The organism is Vibrio sp. ZF 223 (assembly GCF_003050585.1).
GTDB classification, from domain to species: domain Bacteria; phylum Pseudomonadota; class Gammaproteobacteria; order Enterobacterales; family Vibrionaceae; genus Vibrio; species Vibrio crassostreae.
In genome coordinates, this window is record NZ_PIGB01000001.1 from 883,771 (window position 1) to 908,595 (window position 24,825).

Below are 24,825 nucleotides of genomic sequence, written 5' to 3' on the forward strand. Positions count from 1 at the left end.
TTCAATGGCGGTTTTAAAATGAATAATAAAATTCCATATACAAGCTATTCAGGAAATTCAAAACACCTTTGCAAAAAAGGTGATGCAGTTGAATTTATTCAACCTTGGTACACGCCAATTTCTACCACACCAGAAAATACCGGCATGGCAGTGGGTGGTATTGGTAATACATTTACACTGACGCCAAATGGCAACACGCCAAACTTTAGCTTTATCCCTGGTATATTTGTTGATTGTTCAGAGCAAGTTGTTAATTTTAATGATTTTTATGCTTCAGTGATGGATGTGCCAACCATCGACACGCTGCAAGTCATTGATGAGCAAGATCTGGGCGTTCACCTGAACTTTTACCCTGCTTTGTTCGATGGTAAGAAGATTGATAATACAGACATGTCGAATGCGATTAACCACATTCGTTCGGCATTAAAAAATGGTGGCTTCTACCAAGAGAATAAAGCTAACTTTACAAAATGGAACATTGAGTTTTCAAATAAGACTCTATTATTGATTGACTCAGATTCATCTTCAATTATTTGTCAATTATATGTAGCCTTAGATTTCTTTAATGGTTTATTAATAAATGATACAGTTAAGTTATTATCACTTACTGCTGGTGATAATAATGATATGGATAGTCTCAATGGCAGTGATATAGATAGTGTCAACGGTAAGGATATCGAATATCAAGCTTTGTATCCATTAGCTGAATATAAATATAACAGTTTTGATGACATTAAAATAAAACGTAAAGTGGTTTCTCCAATCGTTAAAAACGACAAACGCCTGTGCTCTTTACCGATGCACTGGAATCACTTCGAATTAACCAATCATTCGGCGCAAACACGCGTGGTTACGCTTGCTCAGCCGCTACAAAACTTGATTGGCTCAACTTATCGCAAAGGTCGCGATGGCATTCAAGATTCGGCGTGTACCTTGTCTCAAAATCCAATCGCCCAGCAGCATCAAGCGGTTAGCGTAAACGGCGAAAACCACGGTTTTACGGGTGTCCAGCTCACTAGTCAGTCCCCGTATCAAAGTGATATTGAAGGTGAAGTGGTGTTTGGTGTTCAAGCGAATAACCACCTGACCGAATCTGGCAAGATATCGGTGTCTGTGAAGCCAACACTTTATACCTCTAAGGCAGCGGAGCAAACAGAGTTCGCACTGAGAACAGGCCGCACAAACGCTGAATTCCAAACAGGTATCTACACTGGGCGTGAAGCTCTGAGTGCATTGATTGTGGTTCAGGTTGAGTTGGAGCCGGGGGAGTCTGTTGATCTGCGTTTTACACAGGTGATGGCACACAGCAAAGTCATGCTTAATGGTTGGCGTTCAGAGAAGGCCTACACGCAATTCTATCCGCAAGCGAAACCTGCTCTGCCGATGTTAGAAGAGGTATTGCCAGAGCTAGAAGCGATTGAGCAACGAATTGTCGAACAACAAACGGCCTTCCTACAGCAAGCTCAACGCAAAATTTCACAGCCTGAATCGGCACTTCGATATGCGACGATGGCGATGAATTCACTATCATTCCTAGCCGAATCAACGGTATGGGATAAAGAAGACAAATTCCTGGTGAAGGAGTGTGTTGATTATCCGTTTTTTAACTCTCTGGATGTGTATTTCTACGGCTCATTTTCGCTTCTTTATTTATTGCCGGTGCTTGATGGCTGCGTGATGAAAGAGTTTTCGAAAGCCATTTTGGCCGAAGACTTTACTCAGCGCCGATACTGGGAATATGAAGCAACACCGAATGCTGAATTGATCGATGAGAAGTACCAAGGCGTGCGTGCTATTCGAGGTGCGGTTATTCATGACTTGGGTAGCCCGTTCGACATCCAGCCTGACGCGTACAGCTGGCACAACGTGAAAGAGTGGAAGGACTTAGCACCGAAATACATTCTGATGGTGTACCGTCACTATCAAAACACGCAAGATATTTCTGTAGTTAAAGAGTGCTGGCAGGCTGTGACTGAGAGCATCGATTTCTTATCGAACTTGGTCGCTGAGGGCGATGATTTACCGCTAACCCGAGGCACAGACGATACCTTTGATAACCTGGCTTCTCATGGTATTTCAATTTACTGCGCGAGCCTTTGGGTTGCTGGCCTTCAAGCTGCGAGTGAACTTGCACAATTGATGGGCGAAAACGATCTGGGTTCGGATTACCTAACACGTTCGAAAAAGGCATTAGCAACAGTTGAGCAAAGCTTGTGGGATGAGAAAGAAGGCTACTACCATTTCTTCGTGACGCCAGTTCAAGCCAAGCATCTAACGGGCGAAGGCTACCAAAACCTGGAAACCTTAGGCCTGACTTTGACGGGTGATACGATTGCTGACAAGAATACGCTCAATGCCTATCTCAATGAGACCGATACCTCCATCAACATCAGCAAGGTATCTCAAAGAGTCTCTAAGAAACGCTTACTGAGTGAGACCGCGCCTCAAGCCTTTACTCAAGAATATCTAGAACTAGTACCAGATTCAGACAACAGCTTTGGTGATGCACTGCTTGCAGACAGCTATCTCAAGCTGATTGGTTTGGAGGGCATTTTCCCGCAAGAGCGTATTCAACGCGCATTGGACTATGTTTATAAACATAACTTTGAGATCAACAGCCCTAAGCTGGGTGTGGCGAATATGACATTGGCAGATGGTTCACCATATGAGGCTTTTCAGGCACAAGATGTGTGGATTGGTGTGCAATTTAGTGTCGCAACAGCGTTGAGTTTAGCGGGCAAATCGCAGCAAGCAGAAACATTGATGGACACCGTGTATACCGCGCTGTATGACTATTCAAAAATTCCATTTGCCGCGCCAGAAGGGTTCAATTGCTCAGTCTCATTTGATGAGAAAGATCTTTCAGAGTCTTTTAAATTGTCACAAAATGATGCGAAAAAGTGGCTTACTGCACTTAAATTGCAAAAGTGTGTGCTGTCTGACGGTCGAGTTAGTCCTGACCTGACTAAAGACAGTGATAAATTTGTTAGTATGTTGCAAGGCGAAATTTCAGCGGAACAAGCCATGATTCTTCACAAATGGCTACTGAGCACCGGGTTGAAATACACCGCAGGTCGTTATTTCAGACCGGGGATGATCTTCGCCTACATGTATTAACTTAATGATACGAGTTTCAACGAAAGCTGTGGTATGCAGGTTGAAATAGGTGGGGAGCTTTCGGGCTCCCCAAATGTCACTGGATTAGGGTATCGAGATGCGCACTAAAACTAAAAAAACAACCGTATACGATGTAGCGAGACTCGCTGGTGTTTCCCCAAGCACGGTTTCTCGTTTTCTTAATCGAACCACTTATGTGTCGGATGATAAAAGCCAGAACATCGAGCAAGCAATCAAAGACACTGGCTACAAACCCAATTTTCAAATGCAAGAGAACATCAATCGCCGTTCATTGACAATCGGTGTATTGGTGCAACACCCTGACAGCCCTTACACCAGTCGTATTCTCAACGACATGGAGAAAACTTTGATTGCTCAAGGTTACTCTTTGGTGATTGCGACAGGACATTGGCAGAAAAAACTGGAATTACATGCACTGGAGTATCTGGCGAAAAGTAATGTTGATGGCATGATCATTGTGACCGGAAGCGTGAGTAAAGAAGATATCGCCAAATATGCACAAGACATCCCGGTCGTGGCGGTGGGGTACGACATTATTGATGACAACATCCGCACGCTCAACATTGATAATGTGCTGGGCGGCTACATGGCGACCCTGCACTTACTGCAACAAGGGCATGTGAATATCGCTCATATTAAAGGGCTTTCAAGTCAACCTGATGCGGGGAACCGCTTTGAAGGCTACAAGAAAGCGCTGCAAGAGGCGGGTATAAAAGTGATGCCAAAACTCGTCAAACAGGGTGACTTCAGTAGTGAATCTGGTTATGAGAAAACCGTTGAATTAATAGAGTCAAAGGTTCATTTTTCGGCTCTGTTCGCAGCCAATGACCAAACCGCTTACGGGGCGATTAAGGCGCTACACGATCACGGTTATAAAGTTCCAGAAGACGTGTCGGTGATTGGATTTGATGACTTGCCGACGTCTAAGTATTTCACGCCAGCCCTGACGACGCTGAGACAGCCGATTGAAGAGATTGGAGAGGTGTGTGCTCAGTCGATTTTGAACTTGTTATCTGGCGAGCGACATGAAGCTCGACTGCCACCGATTGACTTAATCGTCAGAGAGTCAACCAAGTCTTTGTATCGTTAATTGTGAAGTGATTGAATCGTAGGGAGTGAGATTTAAAGATAAATTATTTCCTTTCAGAAACGAAAAATGCCGCATCCATGCGACATTTTTCTTTTGGCGGCCAAACCAGTTTTGCTATATCCATTCTAGAGTGAAACCCATTCTACTCTTCATACTTGAAGCCGCAGCGTTGTTAACTGCCTAAGTTCACCCAAATCACATAGAGCCCCTATGCTCATAGGGCTGAACTTATTTGTTGCCTAGCTGCAACTCCAATTATTTTGAGTAGCGAGATTATTCAGAATGTATTTATAAGACGCTGTTAATGTTGATTAGTTCCCTCTATGCGGCATTTTTTTTCGATTTATTTTCTAAGTCGAATGACGCTGCGATCAGTTTCTTGGTGTAGTCGTTTTTCGGCGCATTGAAAATCTCTTCTGCAGCCCCTTCTTCCATCACTTCGCCCTTCTGCATCACCAGCACTCGATCCGACAGAGCTTTCACTACCGAGAGATCGTGGCTGATGAATAGGAAGCCGATATTGTGCTTAGCTTGAATGTCTTTCAGTAGGTCGATCACGGTCAGTTGTACTGAGCGATCGAGTGCCGAAGTTGGTTCATCCAGCAAAATGAAAGAAGGTTCAAGAATCAACGCGCGAGCAATCGCGATACGTTGTCTTTGTCCACCTGAGAATTCGTGCGGGTAGCGGTTAATTGAGTTTGGCTCCAAGCGAACCTCAATCAGTGCTTTGCGCGCTCTTTCTAAACGTTCTTGTTTTGACAAATGAGGTTGATGTACCGTTAAGCCTTCGGTGATGATTTCCCCAACCGTCATACGTGGTGATAAAGAACCATAAGGGTCTTGGAACACCATCTGAACATCTTTCTTAAGCTTGTGACGCTCTTTATCGGTCAATAAGCTGACGTCTTGGCCTTTGTAGACAATACGCCCGCTACTTGGCAGCAAGCCGATCAAAGCTCGTCCAAGGGTCGATTTACCGGAACCAGACTCGCCCACAATGCCTAAGGTTTCGCCTTGTTTCAGCTTCAACGAAATGCCTTTAACTGCTTCGAAGTACTGGTTCTTACTTTGGATAAAGTGAGATTTGATCAAGAACTTCACGCGAATATTTTCTGCACAAAGCAGTTCAGGTGCGGATGCCTCAACAGGAACCTTAGCGCCTTTCGGAATGGAGTTAATCAGCATGCGTGTGTAGTCGTGTCTTGGGTTTTCGAATAAGGCTTGAGTCACCCCTTCTTCAACCAGTTCACCTTTACACATCACCAGAACACGGTCGGCAAAGTGCTTCACTACACCGAGATCATGGGTGATGAACAAAATCGCCATGCCCATTTTGCCTTGAATCTCTTTGATAAGAGAAAGCACTTCCGCCTGAACCGTTACGTCCAATGCGGTTGTGGGTTCATCGGCAATCAGAATATCTGGTTCATTGATCAGCGCCATTGCGATCATGATGCGCTGTAACTGACCACCTGAAAACTCATGCGGATACTTGGTGTAAGCCAGCTCTGGCATAGGTAAATGCACCAGATTGAACAGCTCTAGTACACGCTGTTTTGCTTTTGATTTCGATACCTTTCGGTGACACATAATGGCTTCTGCCACTTGAGTGCCGACACGCAGGTATGGATTCAAAGATGTCATTGGCTCCTGAAAGATCATGCCGATTCTATCGCCACGAATCGACTGCATTTCTCGCTCAGTTTTGCCAAGAATCGATTGACCTTCAAACTCGATATCTGATTGTTCATCGATAATCGCGTTATCAGGCAGCAAACGCATCAGCGCGTTGGAAGAGACGGATTTACCTGAACCTGATTCACCAACAATGGCTAAGGTTTCGCTTGAGTTAAGGGTAAAGTTAATCTTTTTGACCGCATCAATGATTCCATCATTGGTTTTGAAACTTACGGAGAGGTTATTAACTTTAAGAATGGCCCGGTCCGACATGATATATCCTTATCAATTTAAGACATTAGGTGAAGATTGAACTTCTGACGTTGTTTTTAGTTGCCCAAAATGGTGATGAGCACGTTGAATTTGTTCTAGTTCGAGCATCCAATGCGAACTGCGCTGAGCACTGCAAAAAGCAATTAAGTGATTGAGCAGGTCTTCACTCTGCTTTTCCAATAGCCCATAGGTGCGTTGAATCAGATCAGTGCTTTCAAGCGAGATAAATTGCATCAGTGCATAAGATTGATTCAAGGTGTCGAAGGCTTGTTGGTGCTGCCCTAAACGGTTGAGAATCTCAGATTGAGCAACACTCGCATCTCTCAACCCGGCAAGCAGGCAGGCAAATTGGCAAGGCTTGATATCGCTTTGGTATGCTGCATCTTGTATGTGATGAGGAAGTGATGTTAGAACATCACCATACAGGCGCTGTGCTTCAGGCCAGTGACCTTGTTCCATTAACTGTTCAGCTTTTAGGTAGTGCATCCAGCATCGTTCAATTTCCATATCCACATCCTCAATTCATAATATCTGAAAATGTTAATGATATTTATTATCAATTGCAAATTAAAATCATTCACATGTTAAGTTGATGAATTAAATGACGGGCTATTCCTAAAAATGACTTAAATTGTGTGTTATTTGTTCAGTTGAACAGCTGTGTAGCGTAAGTCACTAAATTTGTAGGAAATTACATCTACACTGATTTTATCTACACCTAAGTAATGAAGGACTAAGGAGGCGGCGATGGCGATGCAAAGACTCAATACAGAACAGCTGTATCAGGTAGCAGAACTCGAGAAGTTACCATGTAAGTCGACCAAAGAACTGGCTCCAATTGACGAGATCGTCGGGCAAGAACGTGCTCAAAAGGCCGTTGAGTTCGCGATGTCAATCAAGGAAAAGGGTTACAACATTTATGCGATAGGGCGAAATGGTCTGGGTAAACGCACCATGATCTTGCGCTATCTAAACCGACACCCTCAAGAGGTTCAGGAGCTTTTTGATTGGTGTTATATCGCGAACTTTGAAGATATTCGTACACCTAAGGTACTCAAGTTACCAAGAGGCGTCGGTAGTAGCTTAAAGCAAGACATTGAAAAGCTGATGCGTAAATTGCTGAAAGGTATGCCTCTAGCATTTGATAACGAGATGTACTTTAGCCGTGCTGACAGGCTTAAAAACCAACTGGCAGCTAAGCAGCAAGCCGCGTTAGAAAGCATTAGCCAAGAAGCGAAAGACAAGGGCATTAACCTGACGATCACCACTCAGGGTGATTACCAATTTGTGGCAATGAATGGCGATGATCTTCATACCGAAGAGAGCTTTGATCTGCTTTCGCCGGAAGAACAAGATCAATTTGATAAAACCATTGATGGGTTGGAAGTCGGGCTGCGAACCATTTCTCGTGAATTAACGGAACTTGAAGAGACGTACACTGAGAAAATTCAAAAGCTAAATGATGATACGGCGCGAGATGTGATTACTCACTTTATCAAGCAGTTAAAGCAGGATTACAGTCAATATCCAGAGATCAAGAAGTACCTAACGGCACTGCGTAAAGACATTGTCGATAACGCTGACATCTTCTTAGAAGAGAGCACAGAGCAAGCAGAAGTTGCAACGGCCTCTTTGGATAAGAAAATGCCGCGTCGCTACAAGGTTAATGTGATTGTTAGCCAGAAGGAGGAGGCGATGCCGATCGTGGTAGAGGAAAACCCAAATTACCACTCTCTGTTTGGCCATGTGGAAACAGCGACTTTTAAAGGTACCGTATTTACCGATTTCTCCTTGATTCGCGCAGGTAGCTTGCACAGAGCAAACGGCGGCGTATTGTTGATGGATGCGGTCAAGGTGCTTGAGCAGCCGTACGTTTGGGAAGGCTTGAAGCGAGCGCTACGTTCACGTCAATTAAGCTTCACTTCATTAGAAAAAGAGGTGACCTTAACGGGGGCAGTATCGCTTGATCCTGAACCGATTCCATTGGACGTTAAGATCATTCTGTTTGGTGATTACCGAACTTACCAACTGCTGCAACATTACGATGCGGAGTTTGGTGAACTGTTCCGTGTGACAGCCGATTTTGAAGATGAGATGAAGCGCACTCCCGATTCTGAAATGCATTACGCGCGCTTTATTTCGAGCATCGTACATGACAACAACATGTTGCATTGTGACCGCAAAGCGATTGCTCGCATCATTGAGCACAGTTCTCGTCAGGCGGGTGACCAAGGTAAATTGTCTCTGCACTCGGCACACATTGCCAATCTGCTTCGTGAGTCAAACTACGTTGCGAGAGGCTCAAAATCGAACCTGATTCGTGCAACGCACGTCGACCAAGCGTTATCTAACCAACAGATGCGTGTTGGACGACTGCAAGACAGTGTGATGGAAACCTTTACTAATGGCACAACGCTGATTCATGTCGATGGTCAGGCGGTTGGGCAAGTGAATGCGCTTTCTGTACTTAGTACGACGGATCATATGTTTGGTGCGCCGAACCGAATCACGGCAACCACCGCTTACGGTGATGGTGAAGTGATTGATATTGAAAGAAACGTAGACCTAGGTGGCAGTATTCACTCGAAGGGTGTGATGATCTTGTCGGCTTACCTTTCTTCTGTGTTTGGTAAAACGGCCAAAGTACCACTCACTACTAACATTACCTTCGAGCAGTCGTATGGTGGCGTCGATGGTGACAGTGCGAGTATGGCCGAGTTCTGTGCGGTGGTATCTGCATTTTCTAAGCAACCAAACCGTCAAGATATTGCGATTACGGGTTCGATGAACCAGTTTGGTGAGTCTCAACCCATTGGTGGTGTAAACGAGAAAATTGAAGGTTTCTTTGATGTGTGTGAAATCAAAGGGCGTTCAAACGAACAAGGAGTGATCATCCCGCGTTCAAATGTTCACAACCTGATGCTGCGTAGCGACATCGTAAAAGCGGTTGAAAAGGGCGAGTTTAATATCTGGGCGATTGACCATGTAACAGAAGCGATTGAGCTGTTCACAGGCAAAGCCGCAGGTGAGGCAAGTGATGAGGGTAGCTACCCAATTGATACTATTTTTGGTATCGCTCAAGCGAAACTGAACGCACTGCGTAAATAGCTAAATACAAAGTTTAATAGCTAAACAAATAAATAGCAGCCAAAACGCAAAAGCCATCGTTTAGAGTCGATGGCTTTTTTATTGGTTGAGGTTTGGCTCGCTAGGAGCCATTTGTTTTTGGTCAGCTTACGGTATTCGGAGAAAGTCGCGTCTTAAAAGGCGTTAACCGTTTCGTAAGCAGAGCTTGGTGCCATCGAACTTTAATTTTGCCAACAAGTGCTTAGCGTTGGCTCGGCCAATATCATCAAATTCGACACCGTATCGAGCGTAGTGCGTCGATTTTTGCAGATTACAAATGATGCCCCTCAATGGCGGAATCAGCGGGCCATTGTAGTTTTCAGGCGTAATCTCAATCGACACTCGATCGGCAATCTGAATCGCGCGAGAAGTCGGTGAGGTCACAAAACGACAACCACTTTTCGATAAGTCTCTTATCTCACAGTTTGCTCGTTGGTCGTTGAAGATGATTCTTGAAGCTAGATTCACTTCATATCGGGTCTCTTTACGCAGTTGAGTTACTTGCATCGTACTTGGTGTAGATAGCACTAAAATCGGAAAGGGTTCGCCAATCCTATGGTGAATTTGGCTTCTAAAGTGGATAAGCGCCCCTTCACCTCGCAGAGAATACGCACGAGCGGTCATCCAAAAGCCTTCTTGAAAGAAAAAGTTCAGATCTTCATTGGATACCTCGGGAACCTCAACCACAATACAGTTATCACTGTGCGTACCGATAAACTTGGTGGTGGCGAGAAACTTCGTGCCAACGGGAGTCGAGACATTTAATGTCAGTTCACTGCCGTGCTCAATCATGGCCAGCGCATCAGTGCTATTGATAGTGGAAACAGTGCGATTACGAGGGTCTTGAAGTGCCTGATTATGCTCCAAAGGCTTCTTCAGGGGTGCGTTCATTATATGTTCTCCATGCGCCAACATGCGTCTGTTAGTTATATTGGTAACTTGCTAACAAGGGGTTATTACGTGCTAGATTGGGTAGACGTACTCACATAGATTTATAGAGTACCTTCTATCATTGCTGATTTTATATTAAGCCGATTGCACTGAATTATTTACTGTGTTTGTAAGTACTTAGTTTTATTTATATGCACTTGCGTTAGTCTATTACAAGGAACTCATACTTCAAACTTTTATTGTTTGTCGTATCCATTATTTGCAGGAGTTGAGAATGCAGGCAGTAAAATGGGATCAAGAAGTGAACCAGATCACAGTTGAGCTAGAACCCAACCAGTTCGCGGTTGTTAAGTATCAAAAGGACGGAGATGTACTACATATCACGTCGACTCGTATTCCTGATGAACTGCAAGGCAAGGGCTTTGGTAAGATGATGATGGAGTCGGTATTGCCTGAAATTGAACAAGCGGGCTTCAAAATTGTGCCGGTTTGTAGTTATGTGGTTCACTACATGAATAGGCAGCCACAGTGGTCACATCTTCTATCCGATAAAGCATAACAACGAGTAATATGTCTCAATCAATACCGTCGAATAATCGAGCTCAAGCTACAGTGAGCTCAAGTCAAAATCAGCCTGAGCTTTATCAAAAGATAGCGACCTGGTTGGGTTGTTATGAAGGATTTGATGTCGAAGTGATTCAACGCCTGTGGGGCGGGTATGGCGAGTTAGTTCGCTTGGTCTTTGCTAAAGATAATAGCGCTTCGATGAACAGCGTTATCGTTAAACATGTCGCGCTGCCAGATAAAGCGGAACACCCTAAAGGCTGGAATACTAAACTCTCTCATCAACGCAAAGTTCACTCTTACCAAGTGGAAACGGCATGGTATCAGTCCTTCACTCAACAATGGGACGATCGTTGTCCTGTTCCTGTTGGACTGCATTGTGAGCTACAAGAGAATGAGTGGCTTATCGTGATGCAAGACCTAGCAGATATAGGTTTTCCGTTAACCTCTCAGTTTGATGTACCTGTTGTTTCTGACTATCAGGCATCTAGTTACACACGAGAAGAGCAAAAACAACGCGATGCTTGCCTTAAATGGCTCGCTAATTTTCACGCAAAGCACATCAATATCAATCAAGAACAGTCGTCGTCATTGTGGCAAGTCGGTACATACTGGCACCTAGACACTCGCCCCGATGAGCTGAATGCTTTGGCTGATGTCCCACTGAAGAATCAAGCTAAGCACATCGACCGTTTATTAAAAGAGTGTCCATATCAAACCTTGGTCCATGGTGACGCTAAGCTAGCCAACTTCTGTTTTGATCTAGAGAGCGAAAACGCCGCTGCCGTCGATTTCCAATATGTGGGTCACGGCTGTGCGATGAAAGATGTGGCTCTATTTATGAGCAGCGCAATTAGGCCGCAAGATTGCCAAGAGTACGAGCAAAAGGTATTAGATATTTACTTCCAACACTTGAAAGATGCACTCGCGCACTATCAGCCACACCTTTCTTTCGATGATGTTGAAGCCGCATGGCGACCAATGTTTTACGTGGCATGGGCTGATTTCCAACGTTTCGTGAAAGGTTGGAGCCCTGAGCATTGGAAGATCAATTCTTACACTGAACAGCTGACTCAAATGGTCATCCAACCGTTAGAAAAAGCCAAGTAACTGGGGTGCAATAAGTAAACCAAATAAAAACGCCCAATCATTGATTGGGCGTTTAGGTCATTGAGTGATTGTCTAGTTTGTCAGGTTGTCTGGCTCTGCTGTGCGGGCTGCTACAAGCTGATTAGCAAGTTTGAGCTTGTTATTGAAACCTTCTTTATCAATATCTCCCATCACACGCGCAGGCTCTATTTCACCACTATCGGGGGAGTAAAAGAAAATAGCGGGTGGGCCGAACACATTTTTGTCGTTAAGCCATGCCATTTGTTCTGGTGAGCTTTCAGTCACATCAAGCTTTATGGCCTGCCACTCTTTCAGTTTTTGGCTCACTTGTTGGTCATTGAACACATTTGTTTCAATCACTTTGCAAGAGACACACCAATCCGCATAAAGGTCGACCAGTACTTTCTGTTTAGCGTTGGCAGCGGTTTGTATCTGTTTCTTTAGCTGATCAATCGAGTCTGTTTTCTCAAAGGGAGTAGCCGCAATAGGTTGAGCTGATTCTCGGTTTGCAAGCGGGTTGAGAGGATCGGAATTTCCTAGGAAATAACCCACAAACAGAATCAAGCCATAGCTCAGTGGCAGCAGAGCGGAGAATTTGCGAGTGCGCGCCCAGCCCGGTTGTGCCGCTTCTAAAGCGCCGAAATGGACACCTGTTCCAATAGTAAGTAGTGCCCATAAGATCATGATGATCGAAGGATCAATAAAGCGGCTTAACAACACGATAGCGACCGCCAATAGCAGCACGCCAAACACTTGTTTTACGGATACCATCCACGCGCCACTTCTTAGCAACAGACGTCCACCACTCGCTCCAATCGCTATAAGTGGAACGCCCATACCTAGTGCCATAACGAACAAAGTCGCTCCGCCAAACATCCAATCTTGAGTCGTTGAAACGTACAGCAATGCCCCTGCTAATGGGGCACTGACGCAAGGTGACACAACCAAGGCAGATATTGCGCCCATTGCGAACACGCTGGCGATCTTGCCACCGCCCAACTTGTCTGAACCGTTGTTGAGTTTTTGCTGCAGTGCGGCTGGTAATTGAAGTTCATAGAAGCCGAACATTGCCAATGCAAGCAGAACAAAAATCGCTGCAAAGCTACTTAACAACCAAGGTTGTTGCATCGCGGCTTGCAGGTTGACCCCTTTTGCCAATGTGGTGACTAGGATTCCAGTCATCGCGTAACTGGTTGCCATACCCAGAACATAAGAGCTAGAAAGTGCCGCACCTTTCTTACCTGTCATTGCTTTTTCGCCACCGATGATACTGGCTAAAATTGGAATCATCGGCAGTACACATGGCGTGAGGGACAAGCCCAAACCGAGCAAGAAGAACACAAGCAGCGCTTGTAACTTACCGGCTTGGGATAGGAACGAAGATAAGCCATTGGTGTCTTCACTGATCTCACCTAGGGTTTGAACCAGAGAGTTTGATTGCTCCTCAATCTGGGCTGCAGCTAAGGCTTCGATCATAGGTAGATCGAGCTCTAACTTTTGTGGCAGATAGCAAAGCCCTTTATCTGCACAGCCTTGGTAACGCACGGTGAGCTTGCCACTTCCTGTGTAAGGCACGGTAACGGTAAGCGGTTCGTGAAAGACAACTACATTACCGAAGTTAGGGTCTTGTTTTTCTTCACCTGGCAGAGAGTATTGAGGAGCTAGTGTCGATAATGAGGACTCTTCTTTAAACGAGAAGCGAGATTGGTAAAGATAGTACCCCGGGTGTGTATCAAAGCGGATAACCGCACCTTGGTCCGTGGCTTCCCATGTAACGGGGAAGGCTTCTTCAACCGGAAGAAACTCGTTGTCTTGAGCATGCAAAAAGCTGCTAAACAATAGAATTAACATGAGTAGATAGCTTTTCATGAATGCAAAAACTCCGTGTTTTGGTGAATGTGTAATTGATCGTCGATGTAAATAACGGCGCTCTCTTCCGGCACTGAAATGTTTGGGTTGAGCGTCAAGGAAGTGCTAAGTACACCTGCTTCCAAAGTGGAGGAAGCTATTGCAGTAACCGACAAAATCTTCTTTTCCACGTCCTGTTTCGACAAAATATGAGACGTGGTTCTATCGCCGAACTGCATCTGACGTTCACTGTGGGCTGATGTGGTCAGCGCCGCGTCGGTAATCGGAATGGCAAAAAAAGGTGTCTTGTTGTCTCTTGGATCCAGAACCGCAATGTTAAATGGCGAACCATCTGGCTTTGTACCCAATGCATAGATATCGCCGCCAAAATTCACCAACATTGAAGTTGCACCAAGTCGCTTACCTATCTTTACTGCTTGATCGACCGCGTACTCTTTGATGACGCCACCAAAATCGAAGCGGGTGCGTGAATCTGGAACGTGCAGCCTTGTCTTTTGTTGATCGACTTTTCTTTGTCGAACGATTGTCCCTTCTAGAAACATTGTCTCTTTTAGCTCCCAAGCCTGCTTGCCCAGTGCGGAAGAGAGAGCTTGAAACGCATGGCTGTGTGACATCTTCGGCTTCTGTTTTAAAAGATGCTTGATGCTGCCAACGGTGGTATCAAATGTGTCAAATGTCAGTTGGCTTAATCGATCGAGATGCTCAAAAACTTCCGCAGACTCCGAATCGAGTTCGACTTCACTGGTTGTGCGCTGATTAATATGTCGCGTTAGCCATGAATCATCGCTGTAGAAGTTATATTTGCCCTCTAATCGATGTGTGTTCTGCTCTATCTCATCAGCGATGTCTTTTGCGCACGCCTTTGGAAAGTGAGTCAAATCAAGCGATAAGATCTGTACTTCGCAAGGTACTGTCATGGCATGAAAGCGATGGACAAAGGGCAGTTTAGAATTCATAAGTTGCTCCAATCGCCCACCACTGTGCTTCAAACCCGTTGCTCTGTTCGTAGTAAGCCGCAAGCGCATTTAAACGCACGGTTTTATGGACCTTAACGCTCGCGCCAAGCTCATAAGCATTGGCGGTGAAGTTACCTAGGCGAAGGTCAGAAGTCGCGTAACCTGTCGAAGCAAAAGAAGGATCTGCGCTACTAGGATCGCGATAGAAATCTGCCGCATCTTGCGTATACCAGAAATAACCGGGTGCAAGGGTTAGCCACTCACTGACACGCCAAGATAATTTTCCGCCCAACTGATGAGACATCACGCCCCAGTCATCTATGAACCATTTGTATCGAGGTCGGATTTTTATACTGTCTGACAAAGAGTAAAAGGCCTGAAGATTAATACCGCCAGAGACTCGGGTATCGGGTCTAGAGTCTTGCCCCAAGAACACTTCGTCATCATCGATTTTGCCATCGTCGTTAATATCGACTTCGCGAAGAACCGTTAAATAGTGGTTGCTCAAGTAACCGCTACGGTAGCCTGCATAAGCGGTAAAAATGCTGTACAGATTTGGTGTAAAGGTTTGAGATAACCCCGCTTCTAAGCTGCCTGTGAAAATGTCTTCCCAGCTCTGGCTGTTAGAAGAGCCTAAAACGTATTTGCCAAATGCCTGAGTTTGGTCGAAAAGAGCAGAGCCCCCTAAGCTGTACGAACGGTTTTTAGCGCTATCAGCATAAATCAAGCCTTTACCATTGATACCAATGCTTTCGTAGTCTTCTTCTTGAGATACGTTACCGCCAAAGGTCCATTCATTACGCAGCCTGTCACGGTAGGTGGCACTCAAGCTGAGTGCTTTTCTTGTGTCTTCTAGGCCGACCTTCTGGACCTCATAACTGTCACGGTGAGGATCGTAACCCGCACGGATGACCTCATTAGTTTTATTCTGGGCTTGCTGAGTTTTCACGGCGCGATTTATCTTGTCGGCATCCGAACCTAGAGGTGTCGTAGGGCCCCAAGCTGGAGAAGCACCTGAAACACTGTCGTAGCTTATTTCTGCGTTTAGGGTCCAATCTAAGCCGATACTTTTTTCAATCGAAACCATGGTGTCATTGGCTGATACTCTGTCATCGTATTCCTCATAGCTAAGGTAATGAACAGAGACATGATCTTCAGCTAATGCCACATTAGCCACTGCCGCTGCACTGAGCAGCGTAATTGGTAGTTTTTTCATTTTGTTCTTATTTTGTTTTTGAAGTACTGAATATTTTTTATTGATTGAGTGTTTTTTGTCGATTTAATGGTTAGTTACAGCCACATCCGCCACCGCCAACACCGCTGCCACCCACAGAGCCTTGTTTGTAGGCGAAGACTTTTTCGGAGAACACATCGAATTCCGGTACTGGACCGCCCGGTTTCATCTCTTTTTGAGCTAGCGTTCCTTTCTCCCAAGGCTTTACCGGCTCAATGCCAAGAAATTCATCGACAAACGCTAACGCTGAAGGCTTGTTAGTCTCTTCTGGCGCTTTCTCTTTGATAACCAGCTGCTTTGCCTTTGGTGTGACCATGTCGATGTTGCGTCTTGTTGCGCTCTTGGTGGTTTGGTTTGAGTGCGTGCCGCTACTGGAGTAAACCGTGCTGGAGATGATCTCTTCTTCTACGATGGGACCATCGCTGTTAGTGCTGTTATTACTGGCTTGCTGCTCAACGGGCTTTTTTCCCAAACCACTAAGGTCGAGAGCTGCGTTGGCGGTCATTGGAATAGCAAGTAGCCCAATAAGGGAGGCTTTGATTAGCATTACAGTTGCACTCCCATCTTGGTGAGGTCGTCAGTAATGACGTCGCCAATGTGGTTAATGGCACCAAAGCGAATCTTGATAACCTTGCCTTGGTAGATGTAATAAAGTGCAGGCATACCGATAGGTTTAAACTCAGCGATCAATGCTTGCTCTGGATCGTTCACTACTGGGAATTCCAATCCGAGCCGCTTTTGAAACTCAAGGCCAACTTCAACATCTTCATCGACATCAACGCCTTTGAACGTCACGCCAGTGCCTTTAAGTTCTTTGTAGAGTTGGTTTACTTCTGGAAGCTCTTCTCGGCAAGAAACGCACCATTCAGCAAAGAAGTCGACAATGGTGAGCTCCTCGTTGTTGAGTTGCAGTTTCTTGATAACGTCTTGCGATAAAGAATCGCCTTCTTGATAAGCCAATGCAGGTAAAGAAAGGCACAGCGCCAATAACGCTAGGGCTCGTGTAAACATGTGTTTCTCCATATTGTTTTTAATTTATCTGTTTTAAATTCGATGCTTTTGAATCAAGCGCTTTGTTTGAATTAGCGAGTGAGTCGGATGCTTGCCGAGTATTCAACCGCCAAAATGTCGGAGAAGTACTCGTTAAGTTGTGTCGTATTGGTGGCACTGAATACGCGTAAAGGATTTCCTGCACAGTTCTCGAATTGAGTAATTCGAGATGGGCTGACGCCATAGCCGATGAAATTCATTTCAATGCCGTATTGCTTGATAGCCGTAGTGCAGAACCCAGCGTTCACCAGTTGATTGAACGCGTCTCCTTCGTCAGCGCCATCGGTGAATAACACCAGTTTTCTTCTGGTTTCGGGTACCGTGCTTACGTTTATTCCCCATGCTTGTTGCCAACTTGGGATAAGCTGCCTCACTCCCCATACCAAACCTTGATAAGAGCGAGTACCGCCATTTGCTTTTAGGCTGTTTATCGAGTTTTGGACGCGGGAAAAGACGTTGGTCAAGGGCAACATTGGTGAGTCTTGATTGCAGTCGCTTAACCACTTACTTGGCGGTGTAAACTCCACCGGTCGCTCTGAATGCAGCGACGCGAGGTTATCTACGGTCAGCGCCGCAGAGAAATCGCCATTACGATAGCTAAGTCCATCGATACAGTAGATTCCGGCCGCTTCTTTGGATAACCAGGGCGGGCGATGTGTTGCCACCCCAGAGTCAAAAGGAACGATCGAAATGCTTACTGAATCTAAATCGTTAGCGTTATTGCTCTGAGATTGAATTGTATTCAAGGCATTCGACAAAATAGATTTTAGTGACTGTATGTTTGAGCTCATGGAGCCAGATACGTCGAGTACCAATACCAACTCTGTTGGAATCGCAGAGTGTTTGCTTTCAACCCCCCCCTTAAAGCCACCACCTGTTGCAGTCACATTTTGGTCGTAGCGTTCATAGCTGAAATGCGGTAGTAGCGGTGTAACGGAGTAACCTAGGCTAATTCGGCAGCCTTGGTTTTCTGGCGTTAATCCACTCACACCTTTCAGTGTTGGGTGATAGTAATCTTGGTATACTCGCATCATTCTCGGAGTCGCCTCATCAGCAAAAGCACAAGCCAGTGCGGCAGAATCAGCGGCTTGCGCGGCTCGATTAGAAACCATCACTTGCGCCGATATCATCAAAGTGCCGACGGCGATAAATAGTGCAGGGAGCAGCAGTGCCAAGAAAGAAAGGGTGATCGAACCTTTTTGCTGACGGGCTAGGCTGCTAAACATTGACTTAACCATAGTGCTTACCTATCACTACAGATGAGCTCTTTAGGCTTTTTGGAAGATCGAGCCGTTCGTAGTCAAATGGTGTCTTTACGCATAAGGTCAGCTGAATCAAAGTTGATGGTTTTCCATTCAATGCAGGATCACCGTTGCCTACAACAAGCATGTCCGTAAGGTCCTCAATAGGTGGATCACTTTGGCAGTTGCTTCCCGCATAAAGATATTCGTATTCCCACGTCGAAGCGGCAGTATCAAAGACACGACTTTCAAGTAAAAGCCCAATATCGCCACGAGCAATGCTACTCGGCAGATAACGTTCAGCGAGCACGAGTAATGGACCTTTAAGAGTCTCGGGTAAACCATTCTTACCTTGCTCAGGTTTGAGTTGAGTTGAAGAAATCGCATTCACTAGGTTGTAGGTAACATTGTCTAACTGAGTCTGCATACTGAATAAGCGGTAGATAGCAACGAACCCCCACAGAATGATCATCATCGCGAGTACGACAAATGGAAACTCAACAGCAGCTGATCCCGCTTGTTTTCTCGGGTGTGTTTTATTAACCGTCATAGCTCACCAATACCTTTTTTTCCAAGGTTGTCATTTTCCCGCTACGTTCTAAAAACTGGGTCGAAAGGCTCGGCAGCAGAGCGAATGAGAATGCGTAGGACACCGTGTACTCCCCCAATACTGCTTTGCTTATCGGTGCCGCTTTCCTGTTAACTAAGTCCGGTAGGTTTTCAACGTATAAAGGTTGAGACAACTTGATCTTGCTGCGATCGAGCAGTGGGAACTTGTCGATAGTGTCGATGAAAACTTGGTTTGCTATGGGACCAACTGGTCGAATTTTGACTTCTCGAGCTCCTGCATGAACGGCGACATCGAAGATGATGCTGACTAGCAGCAGGCGGCAGATCTCAAAGACCCCTATTATCAGCAATAGAAACGGTAGGGTGATCATTAGAAACTCAACGCTATTCGCACCTTTCTGACGAGAGAGCATTATTGTTCTCCTCGATCAGCGTGAGCGGCTAGGGCTTGATAATACAAGCTATTGTTAGCGTATTCCGGTTGCGATAAGTGTTCACGAGCGATCGCTTTTGCAGACTCGCTGTCGCCAGAAAGCGCGTAAGCCAACGCAAGGTTAAGCTGGAGTTTTACGCTAGCTTCACCTCTGACAAAGATCGGGTGCAGAATACGAATCCCTTGATCTGGTTTACCATCGAGTATCCAAGCCATAGCGAGGTTGTTTCGGTATTCGTTGCTTGAAGGCATTAAGCTAAGGGCATTTGAGTAACACTCTCTTGCCTTGGAATACTGTTTATTGAGCGAGTAACTGACTCCTAAGCTATTTTGAGCAACGTCATCGGACGCCTCCAGTTGAACAGACTCTTCAAGAGCTGAAGTCGCTTGTTCAAGCTCTCCTAAAGCTAACCATGAACGACCTAGCTCACGGTAAATCGCACTGGATTGATTAAGCTCGATACCACGCTTTAAGTAATGCAGTGCTTCGTCATAACGACTGGCTTGATTGGCTGCAGAGCCCATCAACAGCAGTAACTGCGGGTCATTGGGTTTCGATACCAACATTTTTCGGTAGAGATCCATGGCGCTCTCTGGCTTACCGTTCATTAACGCAACTTCTGCCACTTTCATGTTTTCGGCGGTATCTTTTTCAACGTGGTTAGTGGATTGACAGCCGAACAATATCAGCGACAAAAAGAATAACGGGATGGTTCTCATAAGCCCCCCAGAGTTTGTGTAAGAGACAACATGATTGGCACAACGATGATGCCCACCACAGGTAGCATGATGAAAACCACCAAAGGGAATGACATTTTGGCTGGTATTTTCCCCACCCATTCTTCCAGTTCTAAGAAGTGGTATTGACGGCTATCCGAAGCGATCAGTTTGAGGGCGTCAGCGATAGGCGTACCGTATTGCAGCGCTTGGTTCATGGTAGTGACAACGTTGTTGATGTCAGACAGTTGTACGCGTTTGTCTAAGTTGTTGAGTGCCGTTTGTGGTGAATCAAGAACCGATATCTCAGTTGCTGTGAGCAGCCATTCGCGTGACAATGCTGGAGAGATAGAACGCATCTCTTCACCGACACAGCGAAATACCGCTTCGAGTGTTAAGCCAGATGCAACACACACCACCATTAGGTCGACGGCATCGGGTATTACTCGGCTGATCTGCATTCGAACTTGGTTCACACGCCATTCAAGAATACGATCGAATAGGATGCCGACCACGATGCCGATAGCGATACACTCTGCCGCCGAATTCATCGTTAGCACTTGGATGCGAGTGGCATACCAAGTAACAGTACCTGCGGCCATGGTGAGCAACCTAAGTCCTAAAAAGTAGATCTCTGCATTAGGGTTCAGCCAGCCAATCAGAACGAGCTTTTGACGTCGAGACTTCTCACCTTGGAAGTGCCACTTACTCGACGTGTTTTTGTACTTTGAGGAATAGCTTGATACGCGATTCAGTCGCTCAGCCACAACGTCTCGTTTGAACGAAGATAGATGTGCGATCAGCGTGAGAAGAACAGCTAATCCCAACAGCAGCATGGCAAAATACATCATGATGAGAACCTCTTATTACGAGTCAGAGCATTCAAAATTAAGGTGCCGATGCTGATGCTAATCAATGCATAGGTCAGCACTCGTTGACCTAGTTCAGTGTTAAACAGCTGCTTAATCATGTAGGGCTCAATTAAATAGATGCCACCTAGCAACCCAATGGGTAAGACAGAGAGAAATAACGCTGTGATGCGAGGCTCTGAGGTTAGGCTCTTCACCTTCTTTCTCATCGCTCGGTTGTCATGCATGGTTCGGCTTAAGCTATGAAGAATGTCGCGCAGTTGACCACCATTCGACTGGTTAAGGATCAGTGCAACAGAGAAATAACGAAAGCTGCTGTAAGGAAGACGAATGCACGTATCATCGAGACTCTGACGAAGACTAAGGCCAAGCGCGAGATTATCGCGAAGGTAAGAGAACTCTCGTCCTAGCAAACCAGGTTGCGTTTGTGCCACTTGATCAATCGCTTGTGGGATGGATAACCCTGCTGATACCGCTCTAGAAATTAATCCAAGGACGTTGATGATGTCTTTTTCAAACTCTTCTACTTGTCTCTTTCTGCGATAAAACACAATGGCGCAGGTACATATGAGCCACAGCCCAACCGCTGCAAGTAATCGAAGGTGTACTGGAAGCTCTGGCACTAACAGGTAACCAGCAACTGGCAAACCAACAACCATTGAGGCGATAAAATACTTATCCCAAGCAGGTAGCAAAGCATTTATTCGCAGGAAAAACGCATGCAGTTTGTTGGTGCGCTGGTGGCTCGACTTTTTGATAGAAACGTCTGCAGGGCTTGCTTTGTATGAACCAGATACCAAGGACAGTCGCTTATTAACAATGGCTTGTTTTGAGTTGAGCTTTATTAGCCAAACCGTAGCCAGCAGCGCAGAAATAGTAAGAACAAAAATCATCCGGCTTCAAGCTCCATTGCCACCCTTAGTTGAGCGTCTAACTGGTGATATTTCGCTTTTTCGTTGAAGCTTGGTACGCACTTGGCACTCTTATATTCACCAATTAGGTTGCCTTGCTGGTCTTCCGATAACGTTTTAAAGGCGAACAGTTCCTGAGTGACGTATTGCTCGCCCTCTAACCCTTGCACTTCGGTTATTGAAACAATGCGTCGCTTACCATCGCGCATTCGTTCTACTTGGATAACCACATCAATGGTGTTTGCGATTTGGCGACGCAGTGAAAATAGAGGCAGTGTCGCCTGGCTCATCATTAGCATGTTCTCCATTCGCACCAGTGCGTCCGTTGCAGAGTTGGCGTGAAGTGTACACAGCGAACCATCGTGGCCTGTGTTCATCGCTTGCATCATTTCAAAGGCTTCATCGCCACGAACTTCGCCTAAAATGATGCGATCTGGTCGCATACGTAGCGAATTTCTCACTAACTCTCTTTGAGTAATCGGCGTTAAACCTTCTGCATTGGCTGGGCGAGTTTCTGCACGTACCACATGGGGTTGTTGCAGGCGCAGTTCTGCTGTGTCTTCAATGGTGATGATGCGCTCTTGAGGTGAGATGCTGAAAGACATTGCATTAAGCAGGGTGGTTTTACCTGCACCGGTACCACCCGCAACAAGAACGTTGAGACGAGAGCGAACGATAATATCAATAAGCTTAATCATCGAATTCGACATCGCACCAAACTGTGCCAATTGGCTCAGTGTCAGCTTCTTTTCATTGAACTTACGGATAGAGATGTAGGTTCCATCAAGTGCGAGCGGTGGGATCATGACATTGACACGGCTGCCGTCGTCTAGCCTTGCATCAACTAATGGATTCGATTCATCGATTCGTCGACCTACTTTGCTCACGATACGTCGCGCTAAGTTGAGAAGCTGCTCTTCATTACGAAATTGGACCGTGGTTTTTTGCAGTTTTCCTGAACGCTCGACATAAATTTCACGGTAACCATTGACCATGATGTCAGTGACTGTTTGGTCTTCAATAAGAGGTTGGAGTGGCCCCAAACCTAAAAATTCATGTAGGAGCTGCTCTACAGAATGAGTCACATCCTGATGACCGAGTGGTAACTGTTTAGAGATTACAATTTCCGATACCATCTCTGAAATTCTAGCTTCAAGATCGGACGCACTTAAACTCACAACAGCCGATGGATCGATTGCCTTGATGATCTCTTCATGAATCACATGATAATGATCACGTAGCGAGGGAGCGGATGTTAACGTTTCACGTAATCGAGCTTGGCTGACTTCAATAGGATCAACCGTGTTTGCTTTTTGACCAAACATTATGCACCTCGCTTCCAAAAACGGCGGCTGCTTTGCTGCGATTCACCTGTGATTAATTCAACTAAAGCGTTGAACGCCACTTTCACTTTTCTGTTGCCTTTGTGGGCAGGTTGACCAAGTGATGACTTGCTTAAAAAGTGGTTCGGGGAGAATGGAATGAGAACGTCTACCGGTACACCTAACGACTTTTTCACATCGTTAACTGAAATCATTGAGCCTGAATCAGACTTGGTGTGATTGAGCACAACAAGCGTTTGGGAGTTGGTTTGATTCTGAAGTCGTTTGATGATCTGGCCGGCATTGCGGATAGAGCCGAGTGTAGGCTCAACGACAATCACTCGGATATCGGCACTTTTCAGTGCGTCAAAGCCAACTTGATCACGCAAAGAGTAAGTTGGGATATCCACTAATAGGTAGTCTGAGTTTTGTAGGCAAAACTTAGTAAATTGGTCCAATGCACTCTTTTGTGGCCAGAATGGTGTGGCATCTAAAGGTAGATAGCCAGTAAAGAGAGTGTGCTTTACAGATACGCTGATCCCACTACGTTCGAATACTAACGGGTCTAGTCTCTCTGGGTATTGTAAAAGCTCGATCAATGCTGAGTTCCCTTCAACATTGAGTAGCAGATCCAAATCGCCCATTGAAAAGTCTAGGTCTAGACAAGCCACTTTCTTATCGAGCTCTGCGAGTTGTTGAGCAAGAGTTGCAGTAATGGTACTGCTGCCTGAACCGCCTTTCGCACTGACAACCGAGATGACTTTTTCATTTCGTTTTTCGCTGTTGTTTTGTAAAGCCGCGAAAGAAACGTGTTCCAGATCTTGTGGAGTCACAGGAGGCACTAGGTAATCACTCGCGCCTGATGCCAGCATGCCACGGTAGATGAAAATTTCATCTGAGTGGCCAATAGCGATAACTTGACAACCTGTACGCTTAATTAAGCGCTGTACTGCTTGTTTCGACTCAGCCAGCTCACAATTCAACACATCGAGAAATACTGTCTTAATACCATGCTTCAGCACGTGTCGCACTACGTCGTCTTCTTGATTTGAAGAGACTGTGATGTTGTGGATACCAAAGTCATTCAGTGTGTGCGTAAGCGCTAGGGTATCGAGTTGCTCAGACGCTGCGATCAGTACCGTTAACTGGTGTACTTGATTCATAGCGCACCTCCTTGCGTGGTCGTCGAAGAACCATTATTTGTCTGTTGGTTTTGGGCTGGTGGAGCAAAGTAGTTATCGATACTAGAGACAGCTTTCTGCCCTTGAGCACCATTAATCGGCTGACCGACGATCAGGTCTTTAGGGTTGGCTACCATTTGTGCAAGCGCGTTGGCATTTGCACACCCAAAATTGCGCTGAGTGCGGTATGCGTTGAGCGTGGTTCTTGGCGTTTTACCCGCGTCACAGGCTGTGACTTTAGCTCGGTAAGACTCGACTAAAATAGTGATGTCGCCTTTACCTTCTGTTGATTCGTCTGATACCCAAATTTGTGATGGATAGAGGCCTGATTCGATAAGATGAAGCCTTACTTTCTCTAGTTGACGTTCACCTTTCTGAGTCGTTTTTTCGATTTTGACCATCAAGCTACTCGCGCTGCCTCGACGAGAGATAAAGTCAGAAATATCCGCTTTTTCCTGAGCCGACAGCGTTTTTCCTGCAAGTGTCAGAGAGAACTTGTTAGTCACAGAAATCACATCGACTGATGGTTGCTGAGTGGTTGGCGTAGGTGCGCATCCCGCAAACACAAATAGGGCAGGGAGCAATAAGGATAATTTATTCATG

General features: G+C 45.6%; 22 protein-coding genes. 5 read left to right on the plus strand and 17 right to left on the minus strand.

Going from position 1 to position 24,825, the window contains the following annotated elements; genetic code table 11:
- Positions 1-18: 18 nt before the first annotated feature.
- Both CWO13_RS03735 and CWO13_RS03740 read left to right on the plus strand, forming a co-directional pair.
- Positions 19-3,117, plus strand: coding sequence for a GH116 family glycosyl hydrolase (locus CWO13_RS03735; protein ID WP_108082550.1), 3,099 nt, complete (start codon positions 19-21; stop codon positions 3,115-3,117).
- 97 nt (positions 3,118-3,214) lie between these two features.
- On the plus strand, positions 3,215-4,228 hold the full coding sequence (locus tag CWO13_RS03740) for a LacI family DNA-binding transcriptional regulator (RefSeq protein WP_048660661.1): 1,014 nt from the start codon (positions 3,215-3,217) through the stop codon (positions 4,226-4,228).
- A gap of 321 nt (positions 4,229-4,549) precedes the next feature.
- On the opposite strand, the gene CWO13_RS03745 is transcribed toward CWO13_RS03740, so the two are convergent.
- Together CWO13_RS03745 and CWO13_RS03750 are read right to left on the minus strand one after the other, a co-directional pair.
- Complete coding sequence (locus CWO13_RS03745) at positions 4,550-6,178, minus strand: ABC transporter ATP-binding protein (RefSeq protein WP_108082551.1); 1,629 nt, start codon at positions 6,176-6,178, stop codon at positions 4,550-4,552.
- 12 nt (positions 6,179-6,190) lie between these two features.
- On the minus strand, positions 6,191-6,685 hold the full coding sequence (locus CWO13_RS03750) for a hypothetical protein (protein ID WP_048663875.1): 495 nt from the start codon (positions 6,683-6,685) through the stop codon (positions 6,191-6,193).
- A gap of 240 nt (positions 6,686-6,925) precedes the next feature.
- On the opposite strand from CWO13_RS03750, the gene CWO13_RS03755 reads away from it, so the two are divergent.
- Positions 6,926-9,286 carry a Lon protease family protein gene (locus CWO13_RS03755; RefSeq protein WP_102433284.1) on the plus strand — a complete coding sequence of 787 codons (2,361 nt, stop codon included), beginning with the start codon at positions 6,926-6,928 and terminating at the stop codon, positions 9,284-9,286.
- A 162-nt stretch (positions 9,287-9,448) separates the two neighbouring features.
- Here the strand turns inward: CWO13_RS03755 and CWO13_RS03760 are convergent, their stop codons facing one another.
- Complete coding sequence (locus CWO13_RS03760) at positions 9,449-10,195, minus strand: flagellar brake protein (RefSeq protein ID WP_048663874.1); 747 nt, start codon at positions 10,193-10,195, stop codon at positions 9,449-9,451.
- A gap of 274 nt (positions 10,196-10,469) precedes the next feature.
- Here CWO13_RS03760 and CWO13_RS03765 point away from each other — a divergent pair, with 274 nt between their 5' ends.
- Together CWO13_RS03765 and CWO13_RS03770 are read left to right on the plus strand one after the other, a co-directional pair.
- A complete protein-coding gene (locus CWO13_RS03765; RefSeq protein WP_048658906.1) occupies positions 10,470-10,754 on the plus strand; it encodes a GNAT family N-acetyltransferase in 285 nt (94 codons plus the stop codon).
- Positions 10,755-10,765: 11 nt separating this feature from the next.
- Positions 10,766-11,869, plus strand: coding sequence for a phosphotransferase (locus CWO13_RS03770; protein ID WP_108082552.1), 1,104 nt, complete (start codon positions 10,766-10,768; stop codon positions 11,867-11,869).
- 72 nt (positions 11,870-11,941) lie between these two features.
- Here the strand turns inward: CWO13_RS03770 and dsbD are convergent, their stop codons facing one another.
- The 14 genes from dsbD to CWO13_RS03840 all read right to left on the minus strand — a co-directional run bounded on the left by dsbD (position 11,942) and on the right by CWO13_RS03840 (position 24,824).
- Positions 11,942-13,738 (minus strand): protein-disulfide reductase DsbD, encoded by a 1,797-nt coding sequence (gene dsbD, locus CWO13_RS03775; RefSeq protein WP_108082553.1) that lies wholly within the window; start codon positions 13,736-13,738, stop codon positions 11,942-11,944.
- Entirely contained in the window at positions 13,735-14,694 is a 960-nt protein-coding gene (locus CWO13_RS03780) for an FAD:protein FMN transferase (RefSeq protein ID WP_108082554.1), read from the minus strand. The genes dsbD and CWO13_RS03780 overlap by 4 nt, the downstream gene beginning before the upstream one ends.
- Positions 14,684-15,910: a DUF3570 domain-containing protein gene (locus CWO13_RS03785; protein ID WP_108082555.1), complete on the minus strand. Its 1,227-nt coding sequence runs from the start codon at positions 15,908-15,910 to the stop codon at positions 14,684-14,686. The genes CWO13_RS03780 and CWO13_RS03785 overlap by 11 nt, the downstream gene beginning before the upstream one ends.
- Before the next feature lie 70 nt (positions 15,911-15,980).
- On the minus strand, positions 15,981-16,475 hold the full coding sequence (locus tag CWO13_RS03790) for a DUF4266 domain-containing protein (protein ID WP_108082556.1): 495 nt from the start codon (positions 16,473-16,475) through the stop codon (positions 15,981-15,983).
- Positions 16,475-16,939 (minus strand): TlpA family protein disulfide reductase, encoded by a 465-nt coding sequence (locus CWO13_RS03795; protein ID WP_102433278.1) that lies wholly within the window; start codon positions 16,937-16,939, stop codon positions 16,475-16,477. Before CWO13_RS03795 ends, CWO13_RS03790 begins: the two co-directional genes overlap by 1 nt.
- A gap of 71 nt (positions 16,940-17,010) precedes the next feature.
- On the minus strand, positions 17,011-18,216 hold the full coding sequence (locus CWO13_RS03800; protein WP_102433277.1) for a vWA domain-containing protein: 1,206 nt from the start codon (positions 18,214-18,216) through the stop codon (positions 17,011-17,013).
- Positions 18,209-18,769 (minus strand): tight adherence pilus pseudopilin TadF, encoded by a 561-nt coding sequence (tadF, locus tag CWO13_RS03805; RefSeq protein ID WP_102433276.1) that lies wholly within the window; start codon positions 18,767-18,769, stop codon positions 18,209-18,211. The genes CWO13_RS03800 and tadF overlap by 8 nt, the downstream gene beginning before the upstream one ends.
- Positions 18,759-19,202, minus strand: a complete 444-nt coding sequence (locus tag CWO13_RS03810) for a TadE/TadG family type IV pilus assembly protein (RefSeq protein ID WP_102433275.1) — start codon at positions 19,200-19,202, stop codon at positions 18,759-18,761. Before CWO13_RS03810 ends, tadF begins: the two co-directional genes overlap by 11 nt.
- Positions 19,202-19,942, minus strand: coding sequence for a tetratricopeptide repeat protein (locus CWO13_RS03815; RefSeq protein ID WP_102433274.1), 741 nt, complete (start codon positions 19,940-19,942; stop codon positions 19,202-19,204). The genes CWO13_RS03810 and CWO13_RS03815 overlap by 1 nt, the downstream gene beginning before the upstream one ends.
- Positions 19,939-20,790: a type II secretion system F family protein gene (locus CWO13_RS03820; protein ID WP_102433273.1), complete on the minus strand. Its 852-nt coding sequence runs from the start codon at positions 20,788-20,790 to the stop codon at positions 19,939-19,941. The genes CWO13_RS03815 and CWO13_RS03820 overlap by 4 nt, the downstream gene beginning before the upstream one ends.
- A complete protein-coding gene (locus CWO13_RS03825) occupies positions 20,787-21,701 on the minus strand; it encodes a type II secretion system F family protein (RefSeq protein WP_102433272.1) in 915 nt (304 codons plus the stop codon). Before CWO13_RS03825 ends, CWO13_RS03820 begins: the two co-directional genes overlap by 4 nt.
- Positions 21,698-23,044 (minus strand): CpaF family protein, encoded by a 1,347-nt coding sequence (locus tag CWO13_RS03830; RefSeq protein ID WP_102433271.1) that lies wholly within the window; start codon positions 23,042-23,044, stop codon positions 21,698-21,700. The genes CWO13_RS03825 and CWO13_RS03830 overlap by 4 nt, the downstream gene beginning before the upstream one ends.
- Positions 23,044-24,204 (minus strand): P-loop NTPase, encoded by a 1,161-nt coding sequence (locus CWO13_RS03835; RefSeq protein ID WP_102433270.1) that lies wholly within the window; start codon positions 24,202-24,204, stop codon positions 23,044-23,046. Before CWO13_RS03835 ends, CWO13_RS03830 begins: the two co-directional genes overlap by 1 nt.
- Positions 24,201-24,824: a CpaD family pilus assembly lipoprotein gene (locus CWO13_RS03840; protein WP_102433269.1), complete on the minus strand. Its 624-nt coding sequence runs from the start codon at positions 24,822-24,824 to the stop codon at positions 24,201-24,203. The genes CWO13_RS03835 and CWO13_RS03840 overlap by 4 nt, the downstream gene beginning before the upstream one ends.
- Position 24,825 lies beyond the last annotated feature (1 nt).

Excerpts from the sequence above, each read along its gene's own strand:
- CWO13_RS03780 (WP_108082554.1), bottom strand. The coding sequence starts at position 14,694 with ATGAATTCTAAACTGCCCTTTGTCCATCGCTTTCATGCCATGACAGTA.
- CWO13_RS03760 (WP_048663874.1), bottom strand. The coding sequence starts at position 10,195 with ATGAACGCACCCCTGAAGAAGCCTTTGGAGCATAATCAGGCACTTCAA.
- CWO13_RS03790 (WP_108082556.1), bottom strand. The coding sequence starts at position 16,475 with ATGCTAATCAAAGCCTCCCTTATTGGGCTACTTGCTATTCCAATGACC.
- CWO13_RS03750 (WP_048663875.1), bottom strand. The coding sequence starts at position 6,685 with ATGGAAATTGAACGATGCTGGATGCACTACCTAAAAGCTGAACAGTTA.
- CWO13_RS03810 (WP_102433275.1), bottom strand. The coding sequence starts at position 19,202 with ATGCTCTCTCGTCAGAAAGGTGCGAATAGCGTTGAGTTTCTAATGATC.
- CWO13_RS03815 (WP_102433274.1), bottom strand. The coding sequence starts at position 19,942 with ATGAGAACCATCCCGTTATTCTTTTTGTCGCTGATATTGTTCGGCTGT.
- CWO13_RS03820 (WP_102433273.1), bottom strand. The coding sequence starts at position 20,790 with ATGATGTATTTTGCCATGCTGCTGTTGGGATTAGCTGTTCTTCTCACG.
- CWO13_RS03765 (WP_048658906.1), top strand. The coding sequence starts at position 10,470 with ATGCAGGCAGTAAAATGGGATCAAGAAGTGAACCAGATCACAGTTGAG.
- CWO13_RS03835 (WP_102433270.1), bottom strand. The coding sequence starts at position 24,204 with ATGAATCAAGTACACCAGTTAACGGTACTGATCGCAGCGTCTGAGCAA.
- CWO13_RS03795 (WP_102433278.1), bottom strand. The coding sequence starts at position 16,939 with ATGTTTACACGAGCCCTAGCGTTATTGGCGCTGTGCCTTTCTTTACCT.
- CWO13_RS03755 (WP_102433284.1), top strand. The coding sequence starts at position 6,926 with ATGGCGATGCAAAGACTCAATACAGAACAGCTGTATCAGGTAGCAGAA.
- CWO13_RS03840 (WP_102433269.1), bottom strand. The coding sequence starts at position 24,824 with ATGAATAAATTATCCTTATTGCTCCCTGCCCTATTTGTGTTTGCGGGA.
- tadF (WP_102433276.1), bottom strand. The coding sequence starts at position 18,769 with ATGACGGTTAATAAAACACACCCGAGAAAACAAGCGGGATCAGCTGCT.
- CWO13_RS03800 (WP_102433277.1), bottom strand. The coding sequence starts at position 18,216 with ATGGTTAAGTCAATGTTTAGCAGCCTAGCCCGTCAGCAAAAAGGTTCG.
- CWO13_RS03740 (WP_048660661.1), top strand. The coding sequence starts at position 3,215 with ATGCGCACTAAAACTAAAAAAACAACCGTATACGATGTAGCGAGACTC.
- CWO13_RS03830 (WP_102433271.1), bottom strand. The coding sequence starts at position 23,044 with ATGTTTGGTCAAAAAGCAAACACGGTTGATCCTATTGAAGTCAGCCAA.
- CWO13_RS03825 (WP_102433272.1), bottom strand. The coding sequence starts at position 21,701 with ATGATTTTTGTTCTTACTATTTCTGCGCTGCTGGCTACGGTTTGGCTA.
- CWO13_RS03735 (WP_108082550.1), top strand. The coding sequence starts at position 19 with ATGAATAATAAAATTCCATATACAAGCTATTCAGGAAATTCAAAACAC.
- dsbD (WP_108082553.1), bottom strand. The coding sequence starts at position 13,738 with ATGAAAAGCTATCTACTCATGTTAATTCTATTGTTTAGCAGCTTTTTG.
- CWO13_RS03745 (WP_108082551.1), bottom strand. The coding sequence starts at position 6,178 with ATGTCGGACCGGGCCATTCTTAAAGTTAATAACCTCTCCGTAAGTTTC.
- CWO13_RS03770 (WP_108082552.1), top strand. The coding sequence starts at position 10,766 with ATGTCTCAATCAATACCGTCGAATAATCGAGCTCAAGCTACAGTGAGC.
- CWO13_RS03785 (WP_108082555.1), bottom strand. The coding sequence starts at position 15,910 with ATGAAAAAACTACCAATTACGCTGCTCAGTGCAGCGGCAGTGGCTAAT.